The 19416-nt window shown below is 39.0% G+C and carries 19 protein-coding genes and 1 riboswitch; of the genes, 12 read left to right on the top strand and 7 right to left on the bottom strand.

Annotated elements, in window-relative coordinates; all coding sequences use genetic code 11:
• Window positions 1-34 precede the first annotated feature (34 nt).
• The 5 genes from gluQRS to thiC form a co-directional block, all read right to left on the bottom strand.
• The gene (gluQRS, locus tag ACN19N_RS14405; RefSeq protein WP_269238932.1) at window positions 35-898 is read right to left on the bottom strand and encodes a tRNA glutamyl-Q(34) synthetase GluQRS; all 864 of its coding nucleotides are present in this window, start codon (window positions 896-898) and stop codon (window positions 35-37) included.
• A 129-nt stretch (window positions 899-1027) separates the two neighbouring features.
• Window positions 1028-1561, bottom strand: a complete 534-nt coding sequence (dksA, locus tag ACN19N_RS14400) for an RNA polymerase-binding protein DksA (protein WP_269229039.1) — start codon at window positions 1559-1561, stop codon at window positions 1028-1030.
• Between the two features lie 189 nt (window positions 1562-1750).
• A complete protein-coding gene (gene cpdA / locus ACN19N_RS14395; RefSeq protein ID WP_269229038.1) occupies window positions 1751-2566 on the bottom strand; it encodes a 3',5'-cyclic-AMP phosphodiesterase in 816 nt (271 codons plus the stop codon).
• Window positions 2567-2585: 19 nt separating this feature from the next.
• Window positions 2586-3197 carry an NUDIX domain-containing protein gene (locus ACN19N_RS14390; RefSeq protein ID WP_005163115.1) on the bottom strand — a complete coding sequence of 204 codons (612 nt, stop codon included), beginning with the start codon at window positions 3195-3197 and terminating at the stop codon, window positions 2586-2588.
• 75 nt (window positions 3198-3272) lie between these two features.
• Complete coding sequence (thiC, locus tag ACN19N_RS14385) at window positions 3273-5168, bottom strand: phosphomethylpyrimidine synthase ThiC (RefSeq protein WP_420001618.1); 1896 nt, start codon at window positions 5166-5168, stop codon at window positions 3273-3275.
• An 84-nt stretch (window positions 5169-5252) separates the two neighbouring features.
• Window positions 5253-5373, bottom strand: a riboswitch (TPP riboswitch).
• Window positions 5374-5519: 146 nt separating this feature from the next.
• Here thiC and phoU point away from each other — a divergent pair.
• Window positions 5520-6242, top strand: a complete 723-nt coding sequence (gene phoU, locus ACN19N_RS14380) for a phosphate signaling complex protein PhoU (protein ID WP_269229035.1) — start codon at window positions 5520-5522, stop codon at window positions 6240-6242.
• A 461-nt stretch (window positions 6243-6703) separates the two neighbouring features.
• Here phoU and ACN19N_RS14375 read toward each other — a convergent pair whose 3' ends face one another.
• Together ACN19N_RS14375 and argH are read right to left on the bottom strand one after the other, a co-directional pair.
• On the bottom strand, window positions 6704-6976 hold the full coding sequence (locus tag ACN19N_RS14375) for an oxidative damage protection protein (RefSeq protein ID WP_004659388.1): 273 nt from the start codon (window positions 6974-6976) through the stop codon (window positions 6704-6706).
• 9 nt (window positions 6977-6985) lie between these two features.
• Window positions 6986-8419: an argininosuccinate lyase gene (argH, locus tag ACN19N_RS14370; RefSeq protein WP_269229034.1), complete on the bottom strand. Its 1434-nt coding sequence runs from the start codon at window positions 8417-8419 to the stop codon at window positions 6986-6988.
• On the opposite strand from argH, the gene ACN19N_RS14365 reads away from it, so the two are divergent.
• The 11 genes from ACN19N_RS14365 (at window position 8410) to gspD (ending at window position 19394) form a co-directional block, all read left to right on the top strand.
• A complete protein-coding gene (locus ACN19N_RS14365) occupies window positions 8410-9552 on the top strand; it encodes a sensor histidine kinase (RefSeq protein ID WP_420001617.1) in 1143 nt (380 codons plus the stop codon). The two genes, argH and ACN19N_RS14365, sit on opposite strands and share 10 nt — an antisense overlap.
• 57 nt (window positions 9553-9609) lie before the next feature.
• Entirely contained in the window at window positions 9610-10350 is a 741-nt protein-coding gene (locus ACN19N_RS14360) for a LytR/AlgR family response regulator transcription factor (protein ID WP_004659382.1), read from the top strand.
• A gap of 103 nt (window positions 10351-10453) precedes the next feature.
• Window positions 10454-11371: a hydroxymethylbilane synthase gene (gene hemC, locus ACN19N_RS14355; protein ID WP_420001616.1), complete on the top strand. Its 918-nt coding sequence runs from the start codon at window positions 10454-10456 to the stop codon at window positions 11369-11371.
• Window positions 11371-12147: a uroporphyrinogen-III synthase gene (locus tag ACN19N_RS14350; RefSeq protein ID WP_293743836.1), complete on the top strand. Its 777-nt coding sequence runs from the start codon at window positions 11371-11373 to the stop codon at window positions 12145-12147. Before hemC ends, ACN19N_RS14350 begins: the two co-directional genes overlap by 1 nt.
• Window positions 12144-12971, top strand: coding sequence for a hypothetical protein (locus ACN19N_RS14345; protein ID WP_420001615.1), 828 nt, complete (start codon window positions 12144-12146; stop codon window positions 12969-12971). Before ACN19N_RS14350 ends, ACN19N_RS14345 begins: the two co-directional genes overlap by 4 nt.
• A 7-nt stretch (window positions 12972-12978) precedes the next feature.
• Window positions 12979-14172, top strand: a complete 1194-nt coding sequence (locus ACN19N_RS14340) for a heme biosynthesis protein HemY (RefSeq protein ID WP_269229028.1) — start codon at window positions 12979-12981, stop codon at window positions 14170-14172.
• 7 nt (window positions 14173-14179) lie between these two features.
• Window positions 14180-14617, top strand: a complete 438-nt coding sequence (locus ACN19N_RS14335) for an acyl-CoA thioesterase (RefSeq protein WP_420001614.1) — start codon at window positions 14180-14182, stop codon at window positions 14615-14617.
• A gap of 397 nt (window positions 14618-15014) precedes the next feature.
• Entirely contained in the window at window positions 15015-15341 is a 327-nt protein-coding gene (locus ACN19N_RS14330) for an H-NS family nucleoid-associated regulatory protein (protein ID WP_018679168.1), read from the top strand.
• Window positions 15342-15517: 176 nt separating this feature from the next.
• Window positions 15518-16261 (top strand): type II secretion system protein N, encoded by a 744-nt coding sequence (gene gspN / locus ACN19N_RS14325; protein WP_241306802.1) that lies wholly within the window; start codon window positions 15518-15520, stop codon window positions 16259-16261.
• Entirely contained in the window at window positions 16261-17094 is an 834-nt protein-coding gene (locus ACN19N_RS14320; RefSeq protein WP_420001613.1) for a type II secretion system protein N, read from the top strand. Before gspN ends, ACN19N_RS14320 begins: the two co-directional genes overlap by 1 nt.
• 41 nt (window positions 17095-17135) lie before the next feature.
• Entirely contained in the window at window positions 17136-19394 is a 2259-nt protein-coding gene (gspD, locus tag ACN19N_RS14315; RefSeq protein WP_420001612.1) for a type II secretion system secretin GspD, read from the top strand.
• Window positions 19395-19416: the final 22 nt, after the last annotated feature.

Below are 19416 nucleotides of genomic sequence, written 5' to 3'. Positions count from 1 at the left end.
AAAAGCTCTACTTTAAGTAGGGCTTTTTTATGGCTTATAAGAAAGTACCTGTGAGATGGATGCCTCTAGGAATTAAATTGATATCCCATTGTTGAACAGCTTGTTGCAGCATGATACGTGGCTGGTCAAGTTCAACCAACGGTTGCCCTAAAGCTAAAATGGCTTGCTGTAATAGGTTTGATGCTTTGCTGATATCTAGTGCTTGTGCCAGATTTTGTTTAGACAGTTTTTGCCCTTGATCATTCATTGCAAGCGGTAAATGCATATAGCTGAGACTGGGATAATTGAGTAAAGAACCCAACCAGATTTGTCGAGCGGTGTTATCCAATAGATCTGCGCCACGTACCACATGAGTAATGCCCTGTAGATCGTCATCTACGACCACAGCCAATTGATAGCTCATAATGCCATCACGGCGCTTAAGTACGAAATCACCTAGATCATGTTTTAAGTTGGAAGATTGCTGACCTTGTAAGCGATCCTCAAAACAAATCAATTGATCAGCAACTTTCAAGCGAATAGCTTGATCATTGAAATCCAGATGTAAATCGCGGCAAGTACCAACATAAATATGATTTGAACCGAGCATTTTACGGGTACATTGACAGGCATAGATCGCATCTAAGTGTTTTAACTGCTCAAGGACTTGTGCATAAATATCTAAACGATCTTTTTGGCAAATAATTTCTGCATCGGGTTCAAATTGAAAGGCATCAATACAAGATCGGATATGGTTTTCACTATTGGGGTAGATACGAGGAATATCGGTATCTTCAATTCGAACTAGCCATTTTCCGTGGTTGGCTTTGGCATCACAGTAACTTGCGACTGCGGTGAGTAGGGAGCCAAAATGCAATGGGCCAGTTGGAGAGGGGGCAAATCGTCCGATGTAAGGCATAAAGATTTTATGGTTGTGTATTTCAATCCTTCTCCAGCCCCTCCTATAAAGGAGGGGAAATACTCGAATATCATAAATCTTTCAATTCGTAGTATTCCTCCCTTTTCAAAGGGAGGTTGGGAGGGATTATTAACCGTTATTTTGCTTTTCTTTGATTTCAGCCAAAGTCTTGCAATCGATACATAAAGTCGCTGTTGGACGTGCTTCTAAACGGCGCAAGCCAATTTCGATACCACATGTTTCACAGAAACCGTAATCTTCGTTTTGAATTGTTTCAAGTGATTGTTCGATTTTGCGAATGAGTTTGCGTTCACGGTCACGTGTGCGTAATTCAATCGCAAACTCTTCCTCTTGCGTTGCTCGGTCGTTGACATCAGGAAGTGCGCTTGATTCATCTTGCATTGTATTCAATGTACGATCAACTTCAGACATTAACTCAGCTTTCCATGCATTCAAAATTTGGCGGAAATGCTCAAGTTGTCCTTCAGACATATATTCTTCATTTTTCTTCGGCTGATAAGGTGCAATTCCAAATAAGCTTGCAGTTGTACCACCTTCTGAAGCTTTTGATTTGGTTTTACGTACGCGTTTCACAGCCGATTTTTGATCGTCGATCACTTCTGTCTGTTCGTCCAAGACTTGATTTTGGTTGTCATTCGCCATATAGGGCATTCCTCATCTTACACGTACTATCTATACGCAAAAAATATGGTGATATGCAAGTGTTTTTATAGAAACCTAAGATGGTTTTTTCCATCAAGGGTCGACATCATATAGAGTTTTTCAGCAAGATGGTAGTCATTCCCGTCCAGATTTTGTGAGAAAACGATAATGTAATTTGTAATCAAAAGTTTAGTCATATCCCAAGACTTCAGAGCTATTCATTCGCTGTGAAGTTGATAAACGATAGACCTGAGTTTCGATTTCTCCGTTTGCTTTGAGTTTAATAAAGCGGTAACCGGGATGTTCTTCATCAAGTGCAAACTTATCACTTTTAGGTTTGAACTGTATGCAGGTTGATGGCGTTGATAAAAATTGAATATCTTGCCATGTGTTAATAGAGTCTTGGTGGACATGACCACAGATAATGGCTTTGATATTTGAAAAAGGTCGAATCGTTTCGAGTAAATCAGATGAGTTCTTTAGTTTATGTTGATCAATCCAAGCAGATTCCATCGCAAAAGGATGGTGATGGCAGGCAATCATAATATGCCGATCATGATGTTTTTTTAATAATTCTGTTAATTGTTCAAGGCCAGCCACTGCAATTTTGCCATCAATTCTTGTTGGCTGTGCGCTATTAAGTAAAATAATGCACCAATCGCCAATTTCTACCACAGTAGGTTGATGTGGATCTGCTCCATGAAAAGGGAAGTGAGATACATCATCATGATTGCCAGGCGTCTGAAAAAAGGGAATACCTATACTCTGCATATGCTTAAGATAGCGATCATAAGTCACAGTTGTTGGGTTTTGTGCTAAATCCCCAGTATGTACAATCATATCGATCTGCGGATGTTGTTGGCGCATCAAGTCAATTACTGCATGAAAGCTTTGTTCAGGGTGCATCCCGACAAACTCTAAATGCGGATACTCCAATAGATGAGTATCAGTAATTTGTATAATCACAAAATCTTTTTGTGATAATTTTGAGACTTGAAAAGTCACCGTCTTACCCCTTTCAGATTTATTGTCGTTGTATATGTTGACTAAGCCATTGTAATGCCATGATGACAGGGGCATTCTTCAAGCGATTATTTTTGAATAACATCGTGATTTCAGCGTAATCAAACAAATGGAGTTGAATATCTTCTCCTTCATCTGGAACGCCAAAGATGCCCCCACTGCTTGGTAAATCAACTTCTGCAGCATATAAATGAAAAAACTCAGCGCATGCGCCAGCAGAAGGATAAAAACTAAATAAATGCTGCAATTCATTAATTTCGCAGCCTGATTCTTCTAGACTTTCACGACGAATACAGGTTTCTGGAGATTCATTTCCATCCAGTACACCAGCAATAATCTCAAGTTGCCATGCTGACTCGGAGTCATTTAATGCACCAACACGAAATTGTTCAATCAGTGCGAAACGTTGTTGCTGATTGTTATAAAGTAAAACGCCAGCAGCTTCTGGACGATGTATAAGTTCACGCTGAATAATTGGTGAATATTCAGATCGATGAAATAGTCGGTGCGTAAGATTCACTTTCTCAACTTGAATGAATCCTCGGAATAAAAACTCTCGAGATTCTATCGTAACGTCGGATGCTGAATAGCTGGCGTGGTCAAGAATATTCATCTTCAATCAGGATGAGATTGTACATATCTCATCCTAACCGAGAATGATTCGTGGGCAAATCTTTTTTTAGTCGATTTACAGTTTGTGGTACAGTTTTTGACCATGTTCCTGATAAGCGGTTTTCATCGCATTGAGACCTGCTTCAACATCTGTTTCAGCATCATTTGATTGTTTGGCATTGTGCTGATTTTGGGCATAATCCCGCACATTCTGCGTGATTTTCATCGAGCAAAATTTTGGTCCGCACATAGAACAGAAATGTGCAGATTTGTGTGCTTCTTTGGGTAAAGTCTCATCGTGCATGCTACGTGCTGTATCAGGGTCTAAGCTGAGGTTGAACTGGTCATCCCATCGGAATTCGAAACGTGCTTTCGACAATGCATTATCACGAACTTGAGCACCCGGATGACCTTTGGCTAAGTCTGCTGCATGTGCTGCAATCTTATAAGTGATAATGCCATCCTTAACATCTTTCTTATTTGGTAAACCTAAGTGCTCTTTCGGTGTGACATAACAGAGCATTGCTGTGCCATACCATCCAATCATTGCAGCACCAATTGCAGAAGTAATATGATCATAACCCGGTGCGATATCGGTGGTGAGTGGACCAAGTGTGTAGAATGGTGCTTCTTTACATACTTCAAGTTGTAGATCCATATTTTCTTTAATCATATGCATAGGCACATGACCGGGACCTTCAATCATGACCTGTACATCATGTTCCCAAGCACGATGTGTGAGTTCACCTAAGGTTTTAAGCTCGCTAAATTGAGCCTCATCATTGGCATCTTGAATACAACCTGGACGTAAACCATCGCCTAAACTAAATGATACGTCATAGGCTTTCATGATTTCACAGATTTCATCAAAGTGTGTATACAAGAAATTTTCTTCATGATGGGCTAGACACCACTGCGCCATGATTGAACCGCCGCGAGATACGATTCCTGTTAAGCGGTTTGCGGTCATTGGGACATAGCGTAGTAATACACCTGCATGAATGGTGAAATAATCAACACCTTGTTCAGCTTGCTCAATCAAAGTGTCTTTAAAGATTTCCCAAGTTAAATCTTCGGCAACCCCATCCACCTTTTCTAAAGCTTGGTAAATAGGCACAGTACCGATTGGAACAGGCGAGTTACGGATAATCCATTCACGGGTTTCATGGATATTTTTACCTGTTGATAAGTCCATGATGGTGTCAGCGCCCCAACGGGTTGCCCATGTCATCTTAGCGACTTCTTCATCAATTGAAGAACCAAGTGCAGAGTTACCAATATTGGCATTAATTTTAACCAAGAAATTACGACCAATAATCATTGGTTCAATTTCAGGATGATTAATGTTGGCAGGAATAATCGCACGACCTGCGGCAACTTCTTGACGCACAAATTCAGGCGTAATTTCTCTTAGATTTTGCGCACCGAAGTTTTGTCCTGCATGCTGACGCATGTCTACGCCGTCACCTTGGCGTTGATTTTCACGAATTGCAATATATTCCATTTCAGGCGTAATTATGCCCTGTTTCGCATAATGCATTTGCGTAACATTTTTCCCTGCCTTAGCTCGACGAGGGTTTTGAATATGAGCAAAACGAATGTCAGCCGTACGAATATCTTTTAAGCGGGCTTGACCAAAATCAGAACTTAAACTTGAGAGTACATCGGTATCATCACGTTCTTCAATCCAAGTTTGGCGGACAGAAGGTAAACCTTGATTTAAATCAATTTGTACATCAGGATCGGTATAAACACCTGATGTGTCATAAACCATAACAGGAGGATTATATTCACCACCTAGACCTGTTGGGGTTTCTGTCAAGCTAATTTCACGAAATGGAACTTGGATATCGGGGCGAGAACCTTCAACATAAACTTTGCGTGAAGCAGGTAAAATACGGGTTAAATCTTTAGCATCTTGCTCATGTTGAGCGGAAATATCAGCAGAGGGAAGATTCGTTAATTGGTTCATGGCATGATCCTTATGTATTACATTAACGAATCAAGCACGAGCAAAAACGATAGCGAATTTATCTCTTTGATAAATAAAGGCGAGGCTTTTGTTGGGCTTGATTCCTACGCAGGTGTTAACCTGATCAGGTTCAACGGTACTCATCTTTAAATCTTGCGATTAAGATAATCTCAGCAGTTAATTAACTGCGCTCCGTCAAGCTATATATTTAGACTAACAGATTTTTAGATTTTTGTTTTATCAATTCACACCAATCGACTTTTGACTCAGCTGTGTTATTGTCATAAAAGTTTCATCATTGCTGTGTTTTAATCACCAATCATTTTCCCATGTGTCTAGTGGAGGCATACTGTGAGTCCAAGCAATCCTGTCTTAAGTCACCATATTTCTTCACAATTTAATGAAGACTTACAAGATGTACATACTAAATTTATGACCATGGGTGGTTTGGTAGAGCAACAGGTTGCGAATGCAATTCATGCTTTATTAGACACGGATGAAAATTTGGCGATTGATGTGCAATTTAAAGATAACGTTGTTAATCAATATGAACGTGATATTGATGAAGGCTTAACTTTAATTTTAGCTCGTCGTCATCCAGCTGCAATTGATTTACGTATGGTAATCGCCATGAGTAAAGCCAATACCGATTTAGAGCGTATCGGTGATGAGGCAGCAAAGATTGCTCGCATTGCTCAGAATTTATGTGAAGAAGGTCAGTCACCACGCGGTTATATGGAAACACGCCATATTGGTAACCAAGTACGAGTGATGATTCACGATGCTCTGGATGCTTTCGCGCGTTTAGATGTTGATCAGGCTTTAAAAGTGGTGATGGCGGATGTAGACATTGATCGTGAATATCAGTCGGCAACGCGCACTTTAATGACCTATATGATTGAAGATCCACGCCATATTTCACGTGTGATTAATGTAATGTGGGTGCTACGTTCGTTAGAGCGAATTGGCGATCATGCCCGTAATATTTCAGAGCAAGTGATTTATATGGCAAAAGGTATGGATGTACGTCATACCAGTATTGAAGAAATTGAACAAAAAGTGAATCAAAAATAATCACCAAATAAAGATTTAAAGCTGCTACATAATGAGCAGCTTTTTTTATCCCGATACGTTGCATAAAGTCATCGGAAATGAAGTAATCATTAGGTAAATTTCAAGAGTAGTCATCCAATAATTTCTCAAAATCCTAAGGTATTTTTATTGTAGGATAGGCGTAATTTGAACAATGTTGCTGAGGCAATGTATTGTCCCAATATAATCGCGAATATAAATTTATATCATACAAATAAAAAAATCCCAGACTTCGGGGGAAAGTCTGGGAGAGAAATATCATGTGTTGCCTGAGACATCTAACTATCTCTTTGTGTTTCTGTTATTCAATATAAGCGGAGAGTGTCGATCTGTCATGTAGACAACTGTGTATACTCTGTAATCCTTTATTGCTTATGTAAATGTCACGTAAAAAGAGAGCTATATTCAGCTCTCTTTTATTCAGTAGTGTTAGCTGAAATGATTTACTTTTGTTCCGTCCAACCTTCTGCTTTTTCAACACTTTCGTCATTGTTGAAGAACTTCTCACGTTGCTCTTCAAGAAACTTCTTCGCATCGGGTTCGAATACATTGAGTCGTTTTTCATTAATAAGCGTGGTTTGGTGTTTTAACCATTCTTGCCAAGCCTGTTTTGAAACGGTTTCAAAGAACTCTTGACCTTTTGCACCTGGGAATGGCGCAAAGTCTAAACCGTCAAGCTCTTGTTTATATTTGCGGCAAAATACTTGTCTAGTCATGATTTATCCTTAAGCGTACAACTGTTCTAGGCGAGTGTGTGCACGAGTAATAGCTGCTTCAACTTGTTTTGGTGATGTCCCGCCGATATGATCACGCGCATTCACAGAAGCTTCTAAAGTTAAGGCTTTATCAAATACATCTGCTTCGATCAAATCAGAGAATTGTTGAAGCTGTTCCAGTGTCAATTCAGATAAATCTTTTTCTTCAGCCACACCAAGCGCAACTGCTTTACCTACAATTTCATGTGCATCACGGAAAGCAACACCTTTCTTCACAAGGTAATCAGCAAGGTCAGTTGCTGTAGAGAAACCACGAAGTGCTGCTTCACGCATAATTTCAATGTTTGGAACGAGTGCAGGCACCATGTCTGCAAAAGCCATTAAGCAACCACGAACGGTATCAATTGCATCAAATAAAGGTTCTTTATCTTCTTGGTTGTCTTTGTTATATGCCAATGGTTGGCCTTTCATTAGGGTCAATAAACTAATCAAATCGCCAAACACGCGACCTGATTTACCACGCACAAGTTCAGGTACATCTGGATTTTTCTTCTGCGGCATAATTGAAGAGCCTGTGCAGAAACGATCAGGGATGTTCACAAATTTGAATTGTGCCGAAGTCCATAAAATCAGTTCTTCAGACATGCGTGATAAATGCATCATGATTAATGATGCAGCAGCGTTAAATTCAATGGCAAAGTCACGATCGGAAACAGCATCAAGTGAGTTTTCAGAAACTGCTTCAAAACCCAATAATTCTGCTGTATATGCGCGATCAATCGGGTAGGTTGTTCCTGCTAAGGCTGCTGAACCGAGTGGCATGCGATTAACTCGCTTGCGGCAATCTTGAAGGCGTTCAGTATCGCGAACCAACATCTCAAACCAAGCCAATAGGTGATGACCAAATGTTACTGGCTGAGCTGTTTGTAAATGAGTAAAACCAGGCATAATCGTATGTGTATTTTGACTTGCCAGACTGAGTAGGCCTTTTTGTAGGCGTAGTAATAAACCTAAAATGTCATCAATTTCATCACGTAAATATAAACGGATGTCAGTTGCAACTTGGTCATTACGGCTGCGGCCTGTATGTAATTTTTTACCTGTGATGCCGATACGTTGAGTCAAGCGAGACTCAATGTTCATGTGTACATCTTCTAAATCAATACGCCATTCGAAATTACCCGCTTCGATTTCAGCTTTGATTGTATTCAAACCTTGGATAATATCATCACGTTCAGCCTCAGTCAGTACACCAACTTTAGCAAGCATGGTTGCATGTGCAATCGAACCTGCAATATCTTGTTTATAAAAACGTTGGTCAAATTGCACAGATGCGGTAAATTCTGCAACAAATGCATCTGTTGCTTCAGAGAAGCGACCGCCCCACATTCCAGAGGTTTGATTAGGGCTTGCTGAAGAAGAGGATTGAGAAGATGTGGTCATGGCGGCTCAGTAAAATAAAAAAGAGTATAGCAAATCCAAACGTAGTTGCTGAAATTCGACGCAAGAAGTTATCGAAAACACGTCAAATGAGTCCAGCAGGGTCCTATTTTTTTACGAAAATAAGGCAATCGCAACACTTATTGGAATTAATTGTAGCAAGTAATGTTTTGGCAATGGTACTCGCACTTGCAGAAGCTCGTTCTTGGCAAGCAGTGGAAAGTATCCGAGTTTTTCAATACATGCTTTTTATTAACTGGATAATTTTATCGTTTTCTGCTTTTGTTGACTATTTTCAAGAGTTTTTTGCCAAATTTAGTCAGAAAATGGCGTTAATTTTAGGTTTTATTTTTCTTCAACTTATTGTTTTATTTACGACTTGTGTCATTAATATAATTCAATATTGGGGTTCATCAACCAATGAGTTTTCTGAAGATATCTTATTTCAAGGTGTAAGTCTGCATTTGGGGTATGGCATCTTGCTTGGTGCTTTCTGTTTGCGTTATCTCTATATGCGAGAGCAATGGATGAATCAGCAATATAGTGAGCTGAATGCGCGGATTCAAGCCATGCAAGCACGTATTCATCCTCATTTCTTGTTTAATAGTTTAAATAGTGTCGTGAGTTTGATTTCAATTGATCCTGACAAAGCAGAAAACATGTTGATTAGTCTGTCACGTTTATTTCGAGCCAGTTTCCAAGAGCTAAAGTTGGTTAATTTGGCTGAAGAAATTGATTTATGCCAGCAATATTTAAGTATAGAAAAGATGCGCTTAGGTGACCGTTTACAGGTAGAATGGAATATACAAGCAACACCTATAGAATTAAAACGGGTCACAATCCCATTATTAACATTGCAACCTTTGCTAGAGAATAGTATTTTTCATGGGGTAGAAAAAGTTTTGCAACCCTCAACCATTAGTGTATTGGTTGAAATATTGCAAAATCAAGTCAGTATAGTCATTACTAACCCTTATTCTCACGATACAATAAAATCGAGACAAGGGAATGGTATTGCAATAGAAAATGTGAAGCAACGTCTAAAAGCCTATTACGGACAGACAGTGAAGTTTCAGGTTTATGGGGGAGTATCGTTATATACCACGGTGGTAAGTTATCACTATCGAGTAAAATAATAAGTTAAGTTAACCATAAAAATGACGGATGAAGTTAACGGTGACAAGGAGGAGAGGATGAAAGTTCTGATTGCTGATGATGAACCTCTCGCAGTAGAGCGTTTGTCACGTTTAGTGACCCAAATGGGTCATGAAGTGATTGCGACGGCGCATCATGGGCAGGATGTGTTAAACCATATTGAAAATGATTCGCCCGATGTTGTTCTATTAGATATTCAAATGCCTGGAATGAACGGATTGGAGTGTGCTGAGCAGATCAGTCATCTTAGCCCTCGTCCAGCTATTATTTTTTGTACGGCATATGATCAACACGCATTGGAAGCGTTTAAGTTTCAAGCACAGGGATATTTGCTCAAGCCTATTGCACAGCAAGATTTACAACAGGTGTTCAATAGTCTGACGCAACTTACACAAGCACAAATGACTGGTTTACAACAACAAGACGATATGTACGATACTAAAACTCAACGCCATCAAATTGCTGCGAAAACTTATCGCGGGGTCGAACTTATTCCAATAGAGAATATTTACTATTTTCTAGCAGATCAGAAATACGTCACTGTTCGTCATCGGAATGGCAGTGTATTAATTGATGAAACTTTAAAAGATCTAGAATCTGAGTTTTCAGATCGTTTCATTCGAATTCATCGTAATGCTTTAGTTTCTCTTGATTATTTAGAAGGATTGGAACTGATTGCGGCGGGTCAGTATCAGGTTAGATTACGTGAGTTGGATGAGCGCTTATCTGTGAGTCGCCGTCATTTACCAAGCTTAAGAGAATGTATGCATCAATTATAAAATATTGAGCTTAAGTCAGATGAAAAATCAGTTTTTGCTTGCAATTTTAGGTGAGCAAGTTAAGTTTGAAACAATTGTTTTGATCCATGCTTAACTTGAATTTATGAAAACCTTAAAAATTGCGACTCGACAAAGCCCACTTGCACTTTGGCAGGCGGAGCATATTCGCTCCCGTTTAAACGTGCTTTATCCAGATTTAACGGTTGAGTTGGTTAAGTTTGTGACGCAGGGTGATAAAATTCTAGATACACCTTTGGCAAAAATTGGTGGTAAGGGATTATTCGTTAAAGAACTGGAAGCTGCTTTGTTAGATGGTCGCGCTGATTTGGCGATCCATTCAATGAAAGACGTGCCAATGCACTTACCAGAAGGTTTAACGCTCGCTGTCACTTGTGAGCGAGAAGACCCACTTGATGCCTTTGTTTCAAATCATTACCAAAGTTTTGATGAGTTACCTCAAGGTGCCAAAGTAGGTACATCTAGTTTGCGTCGCAAATGCCAGATTTTACAAATACGTCCTGATTTAGAGATTATTGACTTACGTGGCAATGTGGGGACGCGTTTATCAAAACTTGATGATGGTCTATATGATGCCATTATTTTAGCCAGTGCAGGTCTAAAGCGTTTAGGTTTAGCGGATCGAATTCGTCATTGTTTAGCGCCTGTTTTAAGTTTACCTGCTGTTGGTCAGGGTGCATTGGGCTTAGAGTGCCGTGCAGATGACGTGGAATTATTAAAAATCATTCAACCATTACAGCATGAAGAAACCTCAATTTGTGTACGTGCAGAACGTGCGTTTAATGCCTATCTAGAAGGTGGCTGTCAAGTTCCAATCGCAGGGTATGCAACTTTAGCCAATGATCAGCTATGCATAGAAGGTCGTGTGGGAAGTGTTGATGGGAAAATTTTACTAAAACAACAATTGGTTGGAACTTCAGAAGATGCTGAACAATTAGGTGAACAACTTGCACAATGCTTATTGGAGCAAGGTGCAGGTGAATTATTAAAAGCGCTTTATTAATGCTTTTTATTAATACGCGCCCTGAAGACCGTGCTGTGAACTTAACGCAAGCATTGTTGGAAGTGGGTCATCAAGTTATCAATCTGCCATTATTGGAACTTGTTGCTGAACCTTTTTCGTTGAGTTTACGTGAACTGTATCAGCAACTTGAGCAGGTGCAAGTTATTGTTGTGGTCAGCCCGACCGCCGTTGATGTCGGTATGCAATATTTACAACAACAAAAGATATCCTTAGATCAACTCAAGCATGTGCAATGGATCGCAGTGGGGCAAGCAACGGCCCAAGCACTCGCAAAATTTAATGTAGACAGCCACATCCCCGAGGTTGAAAATTCGGAAGGTATGCTAGATCTCCCGATATTAAATCAACACGTGCATTTGGATAAAGTTGCTTTTTGGCGTGGTCTTGGGGGGCGGCAGTTTATGATGCAGCGGTTGCAACAGCAAGGTGTCGAGATTCTTAATTTTGTTCTTTATCGTCGCCAATGCCCAATTCAAAGTGTTACGCTTTTTTCAGAAATTTTAAAAAAAATAGTGCCAAGTCAACCTGTTATGGTGTTGATTAGTAGTGAGGCGAGTTGGAATAATTGGCAGCAGCTTTGTGGTCAAAATAATATAGATGCGCAATGGGTATATTTGGCGTTAGGTGAGCGTTTAGCACAGCTACTCAAAAATGCACGGTTGCAAACACATCAAGAGATTAACATTATTCAGCTTGATAATTTATCTACATCAGAGATTATTCAACGTATCGGTGCTTGGCAAGGACGTATATGAGAAAGATTGTTTACCTGATTTTATTACTAAGTTTATTATGGTTAGCCAAACTTAGTTATGACGTAGCACAATATTCTCAGATCGTTCCTCAACTCCAGCAACAGCTTACACAGCAGCAGCAACGTTATTCTTTGCTGAATGATCAATTTGTCGCTGTGCAGCGACAATTGCAAGATGCTCATTTATCTGACCCTTCAGAAGCTTCGAGCTTACCCAGTATGGTCACGGGTGTTGCTCCTGTTATATTAATCAAACAGCAATTAGAGTTAGTTCAATTCGCAATAGATCAACAACAGTTCATTTATGCGATTGATCAATTAAATCAAGTACAGCAGCATATTGTTCAATATACGGTTTCTCCTGCTTTACAGCATAGTCTGATGAAAGCGATCGAACAGGATAAACAAGCTATTCAACATTATGTGCTTATCCAAACCCAACAGCAGCAACAGATTGATACTTTATTGCAGCAGTTGGATCAAAAGCTTTTACAAGAAGTGCATAACCCAACTATTAAAATGCAAAAAGCTGAAGCTTCTTCATGGTGGTCTTGGTTCAAATTTGAAAAGGTGCAACGTACACAGCCTGATTTAATCAATCGTCATCTCATTTTAAAGGAAGCCCAGTTACGGTTACTGCTTGCTTCGCAGACTTTACATCAAGGGCAGGCATCTGAGTATCGCAAATCCGTTCAAGAGGTAATTCGATTATTATCAATTTTACCTGATCAAAACAGTCAAACGATCAAGCAAAAATTAGAAAAGCTGTTAAATCTTTCGGTTATTCCGACACCTAAATTAATGACCCTTGGTTTGCTGGGGTAATGTAATTATGAAACAATTGGTGCTCATTTATTTACTTGTAAGCCTATTATTTTTTGCTATGTTTGCCATGCTGAGCTATGGCTACGGTAATGGCTATGTGTATATTTACTGGCGCGATTGGCAGTTCCAAAGCAGTTTATGGGGCTTAATCGCACTTTTTATTGTGATTAGTTTATTCGCACAGTTGTTATGGTTTGTGAGTCGCAGATATTTTGCGCGAGAACAGCGTAAGAAAGAAAATATTTTACAATTTAAAGATCTACATCCATATGAACAGCTCGGTATAGTCTGGCTGCTTGATGCGGCAAAAGAACAGCAAGAATTTATTGAGCGTGTTTTTACTCAATCAGGCTTATTGAGTAATATTGTTGATGCGCAATTTGATTATAAAAATGGTGACTATCAACTCGCTTTGCAGAAACTAGAGAAATCAGCACCGATGGCCTTTGAGCTTGCAGAACTACAGCGGATCGATATTTTCTTAGAACAACATGAAACAGAAAAAGCATTAACCCATTTAGAATTCCTTGCACAGCATCAACTTTCACCTTGGTTGGCTGAGATTGAAACTGCTTACCAACAACGTATTACTGTTTTGTGGGGCAAACTTGCCTTACAACAGCCTTGGTTATTTTTACAATCAATTCAGCATGGTTTATTAAGTGCAGAACATCGCGATCTTTGGTTGCAACAATTACTCATACAGTTTGATCAAGCATCTGTGGATGACTTAGCTGCACTGCAACAGCGATATATTGCTCTAGAGAATGAAATTCAAGCACGACCATATAGTAGTAAGGTTTTGTGGTTGAAATTATTAGCACGTATGCCAGAAATGGGATTGCAGCATGAGGATCTTGCATTGCATTTATTGCAAGAAAATTTCGATCCAGAGGTTTTTTATCTTTGGTTCCAACAGCAACTACTGAAGCAAATTCCCGATTATAGCTATGTTGAGCAACGTATTATTCAGCTAGAACAGCGTTACACGAGTGTTCCAATGTTGACCTTTGCAAAATGGCATATTTATGTTGCAACTCAACGTTCAGAAGAAGCTGAGCAATTATTAACTTTATATCCTGATAATATATTAATGAGCTATTTGCGGATTAAATCAACGCTTGGAGATAATCTGGATTTAATCAGACAGTTGAATTTAATCTTTGAAAATGATGTTAATTTTTTAAACTTTAAGATATGAGTGGAATATGAAAGAACTGTCTGTCTACCCTGTTGTATATCGACAAACAATTGCTTGGGGAGATATGGATGCTTTTGGGCATGTAAATAATGTGCAGTATTATCGTTATATTGAAAGTGCACGAATTGCTTATTTAATGGCATTAAATATTTTTGATCAAGATATAGTGACGGTGGTAGCCTCTAGTCAATGTAAATATTTAAAGCCAGTATTTTATCCTGATTTGCTGCATATTGGTGCACGTATTGAAGAGCTCAGAAATAGTGCTTTTCGAATGCATTATAGTTTATGGAGTGAAACACAAAACCAAATCGTTGCAACAGGAGAGGCGGTGATGGTTTATCTTGATAAATTAACGTCCAATAAACAAGCTATTCCTGAATTGATTAAACAAAATATTATTGCTATTGAACAAAGTGTTGGAAATAATCTTGCATTAAAATAATTTTTATAAAGACTATTATGTCTATATTGATTCATTAAAGGCTTGGTTTTATATAATTGGCTTGCTTATTTAAGGATTGATTTAAAAATAAGATAAGCTTTTTATATGAAACTTATTGTCATAAAACCATCAAAAATTAAGAAAAAATTAATATTGATAAGATTTGGTAAGAACTGTTTTTTATAATCGAATTGAAATTAAATAGAGCCTGATTGATCAAATAATGCTGATATTTTTTGTTTTATTGTAAATATAAGATGATTTATGGTTATATTGTGATTAATTTGACTAATTTAATATTGATTATTTAATTGTATATAAATTAATATAGAATTGAATCTTTGAATTCATTTTTTATTTTGAGTGATATATTTCTTTTTGAGTTGGAGTGGTTCTCATGAAACCAGATATTAGTGATTTATCTGTGGAAGATTTAAAACGTTTACAGGTAGAAGCAGAAGCTTTAATTTTAAGTAAAAAAGATCAAGCAATTGAAGATGCTTATAATCAAATTATTGCGATTGCTGAAGCCGTTGGTTTTAGCGTTGAAGAATTATTAGAGTTAGGTGAGCAAAAGCGTAAGAAAACAACGCGCAAAGCAGTAGAACCACGCTACCGTAATAAAAATAATACAGAAGAAACTTGGACTGGTCGTGGTAAACAGCCACGTTGGTTAGTTGCTGAATTAGAAAAAGGCGCAAAACTTGAAGATTTTCTAATCTAAACAAGTTTTAGTCGTCATCGTTTTGTCATACGATGATTCTATGCTTCATTAAAGCCAAGCTTAAAAAGCTTGGTTTTTTTATATGAGAGAATTGGCGATGTTGAAAAAGTATGCATAATGTCATTCAGGGGCGAGTGTCTCTAAAAGGATGATATTTTGCATTTGGTAAGGGTGGAATGAAGAAAAATACCAAACAATGGAAGTGGTGGGTTTTTGCCATTTTTGCATTTTTAATTTTTATTATTTTACAAATTCCAGCAACATGGTTAATTGCGAAATTTTCTAAAGATAATCAAATCTTACATAATGTTAGCGGCAATATTTGGCAGGGACAAGCGGATTGGCAAAAAGGTCAGTTACGTGGTTCTGTGCATTGGAAAACCCGTCCTTTAGATTTATTAATGTTGCGTCTTGGTGCAAATCTCGATATTCACAGCGGGAATACCCAATTTAATGGCATTTTTGGTTACGGTTTAGGTCAAAAGATTTTGATCAAAGATTTGCAAGGTGAAATTGCACCAGAGACTTTAAAGTATTTTGCCAATTGGCAGTGGCCTGAGAATTCAATTCAACTTAAAGATGTGCAATTTAATTATCAAAAAGAAAAAGGCTTTACTTCAACTCAAGGTAAATTGCACTGGGGTGGTGGTGAGTTGAATTATACCTTTGGTCAACGCCAAGATCGTATGAATATGCCTTCATTAACTGCAGAAATGAAAGATGAAAATGGACAATTGCAAATAGATGTTCGGGATCAGCAAAGTCAGAAAATGGCGAATCTAAGTTTAGACCCGAATCTTATGCTCGATGTTCAATTGACACAGCGGATGTTATTAAATGTACCATCTTATCAAGGTAAAGCGGGACTCGACACTTATGTGATTAGTTCTCGCCAACCATTGTTGCAAGGTGGTTTTTAATGAAAACAATAGCACAAAAACTACAACAGTTTCGTTGGCAGCAATTCGATAAAACAAGTGCTTTTATCCTAGCCTTACTAATTTTATGGTTGTGCTGGAAGTTAGCTTCTTTATTTTGGTGGGTGGTGGCTCCACCTCAGCCGATGCAGTTTGATCGTGTTGCATTAGGTTCACAACAGGCGCAAGTTCCTAATATTAGTTCTTTTGCACTATTTAATGAACCTGCTGCCACGACAGCACAAGATAATGTCAATGTGGAGTTGCAGGGCGTACTGTTGGGTTATCCAAGCTATTTGTCATCGGCGGTTATTAAGTTAAACGATACTGCTGAACGTTATCGTGTTGGTGAAACCATCGGTTCAACTTCCTATCAACTGGCGGAAGTGTATTGGGACCATGTCATTCTGAAGCAGGGTAATGGTGCAACACGAGAAGTTAAATTTAAGGGTTTAGATAATGGTTTATACCAGCCAATTACCCCTGTATTAAACCCTCAAGCTGCAACACCTCAAACACCTGCGCCTCCTCAAAACTCATCGCAATCTGCACTAGGACAAGCGATCCAACAAATGCAGGAAAATCGTGAGCAGTATTTAAAAAATATGGGAGTGAGTGGTGGTTCAGACGGTTACGAAATCTCAGATCGAACACCAACGAATTTAAAAAATACCTTGGGTTTGCGGTCTGGTGATCGTATTCTATCGATCAACGGTCAGACAGTCGGGCAGGGTCTTAGCGAAGTGCAATTATTAGAGCAAGTACGTCGTGAAGGACATGCCAAAATAGAAATAAAACGTGGTGATCAAGTGATGACCATACAACAAAGTTTTTAGTGATAACACGTCATCACATTAGTTAGGAATAAGTGCAGGTTATGGCTTTCTTGAATCATCAACGTCCACTTTGGGCACTACTTGCTGCCGCACCTTTGGTTGCGACCATCAGTACCAATGTGCAAGCACAAACATGGAAGATTAATCTACGTGATGCGGATTTAACAGCATTTATTAATGAAGTCGCTGATATTACGGGTAAGAACTTTGCAGTTGATCCTCGTGTGCGCGGGAACGTTACTGTTATTTCCAATAAACCTCTCAATAAAGATGAGGTGTATGACCTATTTTTAGGTGTATTGAATGTTAATGGTGTAGTTGCACTTCCATCAGGTAATACGGTCAAGTTAGTCCCCGATAGCAATGCTAAAAACTCAGGGATTCCTTACGATGCACGAAGTCGTGCAGGTGGTGATCAAATTGTTACTCGCGTCATTTGGTTACAAAATACGAATCCAAATGATTTGATTCCTGCGTTACGACCATTGATGCCGCAATTTGCACATTTGGCTGCTGTTGCTGGCACCAATGCTTTGATTGTTTCAGATCGTGCCACGAATATTTATCAACTTGAAAATATTATCCGTAATTTGGATGGTACAGGGCAAAATGATATTGAAGCGATCAGTTTGCAATCAAGTCAGGCTGAAGAAGTTATTGGTTTGCTCGAAACCATGAGTGCAACAGGTGCCTCTAAAGATTTTATTGGTTCGCGTGTGCGAATTATTGCAGATAATCGAACCAATCGTATTTTAATTAAGGGTGATCCTGATTCACGCAAACGTTTACGCCAGATGATTGAAATGCTCGATGTTCCATCGGCAGATCGCTTGGGTGGTTTGAAAGTATTCCGTTTGAAATATGCGAGTGCCAAGAACTTAGCTGAAATTCTACAAGGTTTAGTCACAGGGCAGTCAGTTTCGTCTTCATCAAATTCTAGTGCTAGTAAATCAAACTCAATTAGCAATCTAGTTTCAAATAATCAAAATTCGAGTTCATCGACGGGAACTTCAACCTCTTCAATTTCCACGCCGTCAATTAATCTTAACAATAACAGTAATAATAGCCAAAATAGTGGTGTTACAAGCTTTAATAGTGCTGGTGTGAGTATTATTGCAGATAGCACTCAAAATGCTTTGGTTGTTAAAGCTGATCCGCAATTGATGCGTGAAATTGAGGCAGCCATTCAGCAGTTAGATACTCGACGTCAGCAAGTCTTGATCGAGGCTGCTATTATTGAAATTGTAGGTAGTGATGCTGATCAACTTGGTGTGCAATGGGCATTAGGTGATCTCAATAGCGGCGTTGGATTAATTAACTTTTCGAATGTTGGCTCTAGTATTTCTAAGCTCGCAGCAGGTTATTTAACAGGTGGGGCGGCTGGTGTTGGTTCCGCACTTGGTACAGGTTCATCCATTATCTTGGGTGAATACAAGGAAGGTGCGAATGGCTCGCGTAAATTGTATGGTGCTCTCATTCAAGCGCTAAAAGAAAATAAAAAATCAAATTTATTGTCTACACCATCTATCGTGACAATGGATAATGAAGAAGCGTATATCGTAGTGGGGCAGAATGTTCCATTTGTGACCGGCTCGGTTGCGACGAATGGAAACAGTACGGTGAATCCTTACACAACCGTTGAACGTAAAGATGTGGGTGTTACTTTAAAGGTGATCCCTCATATTGGTGAAGGTGGTTCTGTTCGACTTGAAGTGGAGCAAGAAGTTTCAAACGTTGAAAATAGTAAGGGTCAGGCTACTGATTTGGTGACAAGTAAACGAGCGATTAAAACTTCAGTCCTCGCAGATCATGGGCAAACTGTCGTGTTAGGTGGCTTGGTTACCGATCAGACTGATGTTAGTCGTCAAAGTTTGCCTGTTCTTGGGGATATTCCTTATCTTGGTCGTTTGTTCCGTTCAGATAGTCGTGGCAATCAAAAACGTAATTTACTTGTATTTATCCATCCAACCATAGTGGGTGATGCTGAGGATGTGCAACGTATATCTCAACAACGTTACAACCAGCTATACAGCCTCCAATTGTCTATGGATAAAAATGGTAATTTTGCAAAATTACCTGAAAATGTTGCGGATATTTATCGCCCACAACCTGCTGTAAGTAGCTCACCATACCAAAAAGTTCCAACAACAACGCAAAAAGAGGCTGTGGTTATCACAAAGCCTGTCGTTGTGGTCGAGCCTCAAATACAAAGAAAAACGGTGCAGCTTCCAGCCAAAGCAACTGAACGCAGTAAAAATACAGTGACAACCACGACGATTCGTCCTGCGTCTTCACAGTAGATGCACAGAAGCGCTTATGTCA

It is taken from the genome of Acinetobacter sp. LF10 (genome assembly GCF_048585715.1).
Lineage (GTDB): Bacteria > Pseudomonadota > Gammaproteobacteria > Pseudomonadales > Moraxellaceae > Acinetobacter.
This window is presented reverse-complemented; position numbering and strand designations above follow the sequence as displayed.

What these genes read in the sequence shown, in the direction of transcription:
- gluQRS (WP_269238932.1), bottom strand. Translation starts at nt 898, where the DNA reads ATGCCTTACATCGGACGATTTGCCCCCTCTCCAACTGGCCCATTGCAT.
- dksA (WP_269229039.1), bottom strand. Translation starts at nt 1,561, where the DNA reads ATGGCGAATGACAACCAAAATCAAGTCTTGGACGAACAGACAGAAGTG.
- ACN19N_RS14390 (WP_005163115.1), bottom strand. Translation starts at nt 3,197, where the DNA reads ATGAATATTCTTGACCACGCCAGCTATTCAGCATCCGACGTTACGATA.
- thiC (WP_420001618.1), bottom strand. Translation starts at nt 5,168, where the DNA reads ATGAACCAATTAACGAATCTTCCCTCTGCTGATATTTCCGCTCAACAT.
- ACN19N_RS14375 (WP_004659388.1), bottom strand. Translation starts at nt 6,976, where the DNA reads ATGACTAGACAAGTATTTTGCCGCAAATATAAACAAGAGCTTGACGGT.
- ACN19N_RS14365 (WP_420001617.1), top strand. Translation starts at nt 8,410, where the DNA reads ATGTGGTCATGGCGGCTCAGTAAAATAAAAAAGAGTATAGCAAATCCA.
- argH (WP_269229034.1), bottom strand. Translation starts at nt 8,419, where the DNA reads ATGACCACATCTTCTCAATCCTCTTCTTCAGCAAGCCCTAATCAAACC.
- ACN19N_RS14360 (WP_004659382.1), top strand. Translation starts at nt 9,610, where the DNA reads ATGAAAGTTCTGATTGCTGATGATGAACCTCTCGCAGTAGAGCGTTTG.
- hemC (WP_420001616.1), top strand. Translation starts at nt 10,454, where the DNA reads ATGAAAACCTTAAAAATTGCGACTCGACAAAGCCCACTTGCACTTTGG.
- ACN19N_RS14350 (WP_293743836.1), top strand. Translation starts at nt 11,371, where the DNA reads ATGCTTTTTATTAATACGCGCCCTGAAGACCGTGCTGTGAACTTAACG.
- ACN19N_RS14345 (WP_420001615.1), top strand. Translation starts at nt 12,144, where the DNA reads ATGAGAAAGATTGTTTACCTGATTTTATTACTAAGTTTATTATGGTTA.
- ACN19N_RS14340 (WP_269229028.1), top strand. Translation starts at nt 12,979, where the DNA reads ATGAAACAATTGGTGCTCATTTATTTACTTGTAAGCCTATTATTTTTT.
- ACN19N_RS14335 (WP_420001614.1), top strand. Translation starts at nt 14,180, where the DNA reads ATGAAAGAACTGTCTGTCTACCCTGTTGTATATCGACAAACAATTGCT.
- ACN19N_RS14330 (WP_018679168.1), top strand. Translation starts at nt 15,015, where the DNA reads ATGAAACCAGATATTAGTGATTTATCTGTGGAAGATTTAAAACGTTTA.
- gspN (WP_241306802.1), top strand. Translation starts at nt 15,518, where the DNA reads ATGAAGAAAAATACCAAACAATGGAAGTGGTGGGTTTTTGCCATTTTT.
- ACN19N_RS14320 (WP_420001613.1), top strand. Translation starts at nt 16,261, where the DNA reads ATGAAAACAATAGCACAAAAACTACAACAGTTTCGTTGGCAGCAATTC.
- gspD (WP_420001612.1), top strand. Translation starts at nt 17,136, where the DNA reads ATGGCTTTCTTGAATCATCAACGTCCACTTTGGGCACTACTTGCTGCC.